Below are 4,367 nucleotides of genomic sequence, written 5' to 3'. Positions count from 1 at the left end.
CATCGGCGAGGTCGATCACCGAATAGGCAAAGCAGGGCAGCACCTCGCGCGGCAGCTCCTTCAGCGGGCGGCCCTTGATCAGCAGCTTGGTGCCGGCGGCATGCAGGTTCTGCAGGGCGGGCGCGTTGGCCGGGTCGACGGCCATGAAGGCCGGCACCTCGACCATGAGGTTGGGTGACGGCTTGGCCTGCAGCAGGTCTTGCAGCAGGGTTTCGCTCAGCACGTTGAGCGAGGCCTGGCCGCCATCGGCCGGCCACACGCCGCCCACGGCGTGCAGCAGCTGGGCGATGTCGGGCGTGGCGTCCGGGCGCAGCGGGAACACCGTCAGCCGCGTGGCCGTGACGGCCCGGCTCTTGTCGATGAACGGGGAATAGCCGAAAGCGACCTGGCCGAGGATGGTGTTGTCGTTCACGCGGAGGACTCAAGTGATGTAGTTGAAGAGCGACATCTTCTGCACCAGGGAGTAGCTCTTGAGCGCTGCATCGTAGCCGGTTTGCTTGTTCTGGAAGTCGGAAATGGCCCGCACCATGTCGAGACCTTCGGCATTAGTTCGCTCGGTTTGGCTGGCCAGGCGCAGGTCGTCGAGCCGGCCGGTGGCGCTGTCGATGCGGGTGAGCGTTTCGCCCACCTTGGCGCGCACCGAGCCCAGCTGGTTCATGGCGGAGTCCACCGCGGCCAGGTAGGTCGAGTTGGTCTGTGCGATCTGCGAGGTGCTGCGCAGGGGCGTGTTGAGCGCGGTCACGGCCTGGTCGATGGCCGTGAAGATGTTCAGGTCGGACGTCGAGGGCGTGAGGTCGAACTGGTCGCCGGTGGCGGGCACGCCGGTCACGGTGGCCGAAAGGCCGTCGACCTCGATCGCCTGGCCCGAGGTGTAGGGCATGCCCACCATCGCGGTGGGGTTGCCGTCCTGGTAGACCGAATAGGTGACCACGCCGGCGGTGTTGTCGAACACCAGGCTGTAGGTGGAGCCGGTGAGCGCGGCCGGGTCGGTGACGTGGCCGGTGTCGATCCACGCCTGCCCGGTGCTCACCGTGGGCGCGGTGACGAACACGCCGTTGCCGGTGCGTGCGCTCATCCAGGCCGCGCGGCCATCGACGGTGAGCGGCAGCGGGTCGCCCGAGGCCGCGTCGATCTGGCCGCCGGTGCCCTGGTAGCTCACGCCGCCGCTGGCGTCGAGGAACGGCGCATGGTCCCCGGCCTGGCCGCCGAAGAGGTAGGTGCCCGCGCCGTCCTGCCGGTTGGCCACGGACAGCAGCTGGTTGCGCAGGCCGGTGATCTTGTCGGCCTGCGCCTTGCGCTCGGCGTCGCTGTAGCTGCCGTTGCCCGCGGCCACCATCGCTTCGCGGATCTGCTGCAGCAGGTCCACGGCGTCGCCCATGGCGCTTTCGGCGAGCGTCATGGCGTTCTGGCTGGCGCTGACGGCGCGCTGCGTGGCGTCGGTGTGCAGCTCGGCGGCCAGCGCACGCTCGGCGCGCGCCGCGGCGGCGGGGTCGTCGCTCGCGCGGTTGACGCGCTTGCCGGTGGTGAGCTGCTCTTGCGCGTCGGAGAGCGCGGTCTGGCGGCGGATCAGCGACTCGACCGAGGCGTCGAAGGTGTTGGCGGTGCTCAGGCGCATGGTGGCGTTCTCGGGTCAGGAAGTGGGGTCAGCGCCCTGCCGCTTCGAGCAGGGTGTCGAACACGGATTGCGCCACCTGCAGCATCTTGGCCGCCGCCTGGTAGCTCTGCTGGAACTGGATCAGCCGCGCCGCCTCTTCGTCGAGGTTGACGCCGGCCTTGTTGGCGCGCGTCGCCTCCGCGGTGGAGGCGATGCTGGCGGAGATGCTGGCCGACGACTTGGCGCTTTGCACGCGCACGCCGATGTCGGACAAGGCACTGGCATACGCATCGGTGATGGTGCGCCCCGGCACCAGCGTGCCGTTGGCGAGCGTGCTCGCGCCCACGAAGGCCGTGCTGCCCAGTGCCACGAAGGCGGTGGCGTTGCCGTTGTTCGAGGCCGGCGAGGTGGTGGCGGCCACGTCGATCACGTCACCGCTGCGCGGCACGCCGTTCAGCTGCAACGCGAAGCCGTTGATGTTGATCGCATTGCCGGCCGTCCAGGTGCCGGTGCCGCTGCCGACCACGGCGCTGCTCGCGTCGAGCAGGTCGTAGCTGTAGTCGCCGGTGTTCGTGTTGAAGGTGATGCGCGTGGTGAGCGTCGGGTCGTAGCTCGTCGGGTCGACCAAGCCGAGCGACGCAGCACTCGCGGTGCCGGTGTTGGTGACTGCAAAGCTGCCGGTCACCGCCGCAGCGGCGGCCAGGCCCTTGGGGTCACTGAGCACGGAGCGCATCTCGGCCGCGGCGGGGCCGGCAGCCTGCAGCAGGTAGCGGTCGCCCTGCGCCGATGCACCGGCGGTCCATTGCAGCGTGAGGCCGTCGACCTGCACGCCGGCTGCCAGGGCGGCGGGCGCGAACGGGCTGCCGATGGCCGTGCTGCCGTCGGACATGCGGGTGAGCGAGTAGTTGGTGCCGTCGAAGCGCAGTTCGTAGTCGCTCGCCTGCACGTGGGTGAAGTCGGTGACCGTGAGGCCGAACTGCGCATCACCCGTGTTGCCACTGGCCGGCAGGGTGCGCGGTGCACCCACCGAGAACATGGGCGCGCCGGCGCTGGCGGGTTGGCCCGCGTCGAGGCCCAGCGACTGCTGCTGGTTGATCGCGCCACTGATGGAGACAGCCAGCTGCCCCAGCAGGTTGCGCGCGGTGTTCAGGTCGTCGTTCTGGAAGCGCACCAGCCCGGCGATGGAGCCGCCGGCAATGCTGTCCATCAGCACCGGGCGGTCGACGCTGCCTTCGCGCAGGGCGAGCTGGGTCAGCGAGGGGTCGTACACGTCGGGCTTGCCCACCAGCGTGTTGGCGTTGGCACCCAGCACCAGCGACTGGCCACCGCCGATGAACAGGCCCACCGAGCCGTCGTCGGCCTGGATGGTGGTGACGTTGATGTAGCTGCTGATCTCGTTGATCAGGATGTCGCGCTGGTCGAGCAGGTCGTTGGGCGAGTGCCCCGCGCCGTTCAGCGCCGAGATCTGCTTGTTCAGGTCGGCCACCTGCCGGGCGAGCGAGTTGACGCTGTCGATGTTCGACTTGATGTTCTGCGACACGCCGCTCTGCAGCGTGTTGAGCTGGTCGCCGGCGGTCTTGATGCGCACCGCGAGCTCTTGCGCGCGCGTGAGCACCACCTGTCGCGCCGAGGCGTCCTGCGGGTTGTTGGCCACGTCCACGAAGGCATCGAGCACCTGGCGCGCCGCCTGGCCGATGCCGGCCTCGCCGAGCGGGAACACGCCTTCGAGCTGGCTCAGCTGATCCAGGCGCGCGCTGTCGGCCGCAGCCAATGAGTTGGTGGCTGCCGCCTGCGTGGTGAGGAAGCGGTCGTAGGAGCGCGTCACCGTGGTGACGTTCACGCCCTGGCCAAAGAAGCCGGCGCCGGTGTACAGGCCCTTGGCCGTGGCCAGCTCCACCTGCTGGCGCGAATAGCCGGTGGTGTTGGCGTTGGCAATGTTGTTGCCGACCGTGGTGAGTGCGGCGTAATTGGCGAACATGGCACGGGTGCCGATGCTCATCAAGCTGGAGGCTGCCATCGTGCGTTTCCTCCGTCAGGCCATGCGCTGCAGGCGCAAGGTCGTGTTGATCATTCGGGTGAGCTTGTCGGCGTAGGCCGGGTCGGTCGCGTAGCCCGCCTTCTGCAGCCCTTGCGCGAAGCCCTGCGCCGAGGCGCCGCTCTCCACCACCTTGGCGTAGCGCGGGTTGTTCTTCATCATCTGCGCGTAGTCGGTGAAGGCTTCTTCGTAGCTGCCGTAGGCACGGAACTTGGCCTTGACCTTGCGTGCCTGGCCGTCGATCACCTCGGTGGTGGTGACTTCGGTGGTCGGACCCTTCCAGTTGCCGCCGGCCTTGATGCCGAACACGTTGAACGAAGTCGAGCCGTCGGGGTTCTTGATCTCGTGGCGGCCCCAGCCGGATTCGTGCGCGGCCTGCGCCACCATGAAGTTGGCCGGGATGCCGGTGGCTGCTTCGGCCGCCTTGGCCGCGCCGTCGTGCAGCTTGAGGAAGCCGATCTGGCGCTCCTTGCCTTGCAGGCTCGGGCTGAGCGGCGCAGCGGGTGCCTCCTTGGACCCTGCATCCTTGGTCACCGCTGCCTTGGCCGCATCCGCGGCGATGTTGGCCAGCGGCTCGCCGAGCTGGCGCTCGAGCTGCTTGGCGATCACGTCCGACAGGCCGCCGCGCAAGCCCGTCATCTGGGTGGCGAACTGGGTGTCGAGCATTTCAGTGCCCAGCTTGGTGCCGGAGTTGTCGAGCATGCCCGACGACATGGTGGCTTCGCGCATGCTCTTCAT

3 protein-coding genes and 1 pseudogene are annotated in these 4,367 nt (G+C 68.7%); all 4 read right to left on the bottom strand.

Annotation, left to right across the window (positions count from 1 at the left end; all coding sequences use genetic code 11):
* Positions 1 to 412: pseudogene (locus VFL64_RS02965) on the bottom strand (EAL and HDOD domain-containing protein); the annotation flags it as partial.
* Positions 413 to 421: 9 nt separating this feature from the next.
* Positions 422 to 1,615: a flagellar hook-associated protein FlgL gene (flgL, locus tag VFL64_RS02960; protein WP_489538893.1), complete on the bottom strand. Its 1,194-nt coding sequence runs from the start codon at positions 1,613 to 1,615 to the stop codon at positions 422 to 424.
* A 28-nt stretch (positions 1,616 to 1,643) separates the two neighbouring features.
* Positions 1,644 to 3,611, bottom strand: a complete 1,968-nt coding sequence (flgK, locus tag VFL64_RS02955; protein WP_489538892.1) for a flagellar hook-associated protein FlgK — start codon at positions 3,609 to 3,611, stop codon at positions 1,644 to 1,646.
* A 15-nt stretch (positions 3,612 to 3,626) separates the two neighbouring features.
* Positions 3,627 to 4,367: flagellar assembly peptidoglycan hydrolase FlgJ (gene flgJ, locus VFL64_RS02950; protein ID WP_489538891.1), on the bottom strand; the 741-nt coding region annotated here is incomplete at its 5' end.

It is taken from the genome of Rhizobacter sp. (assembly GCF_035702065.1).
Taxonomy (GTDB): Bacteria; Pseudomonadota; Gammaproteobacteria; order Burkholderiales; family Burkholderiaceae_C; genus Rhizobacter.
This window is presented reverse-complemented; position numbering and strand designations above follow the sequence as displayed.

What these genes read in the sequence shown, in the direction of transcription:
- flgL (WP_489538893.1), bottom strand. Translation starts at nt 1,615, where the DNA reads ATGCGCCTGAGCACCGCCAACACCTTCGACGCCTCGGTCGAGTCGCTG.
- flgK (WP_489538892.1), bottom strand. Translation starts at nt 3,611, where the DNA reads ATGGCAGCCTCCAGCTTGATGAGCATCGGCACCCGTGCCATGTTCGCC.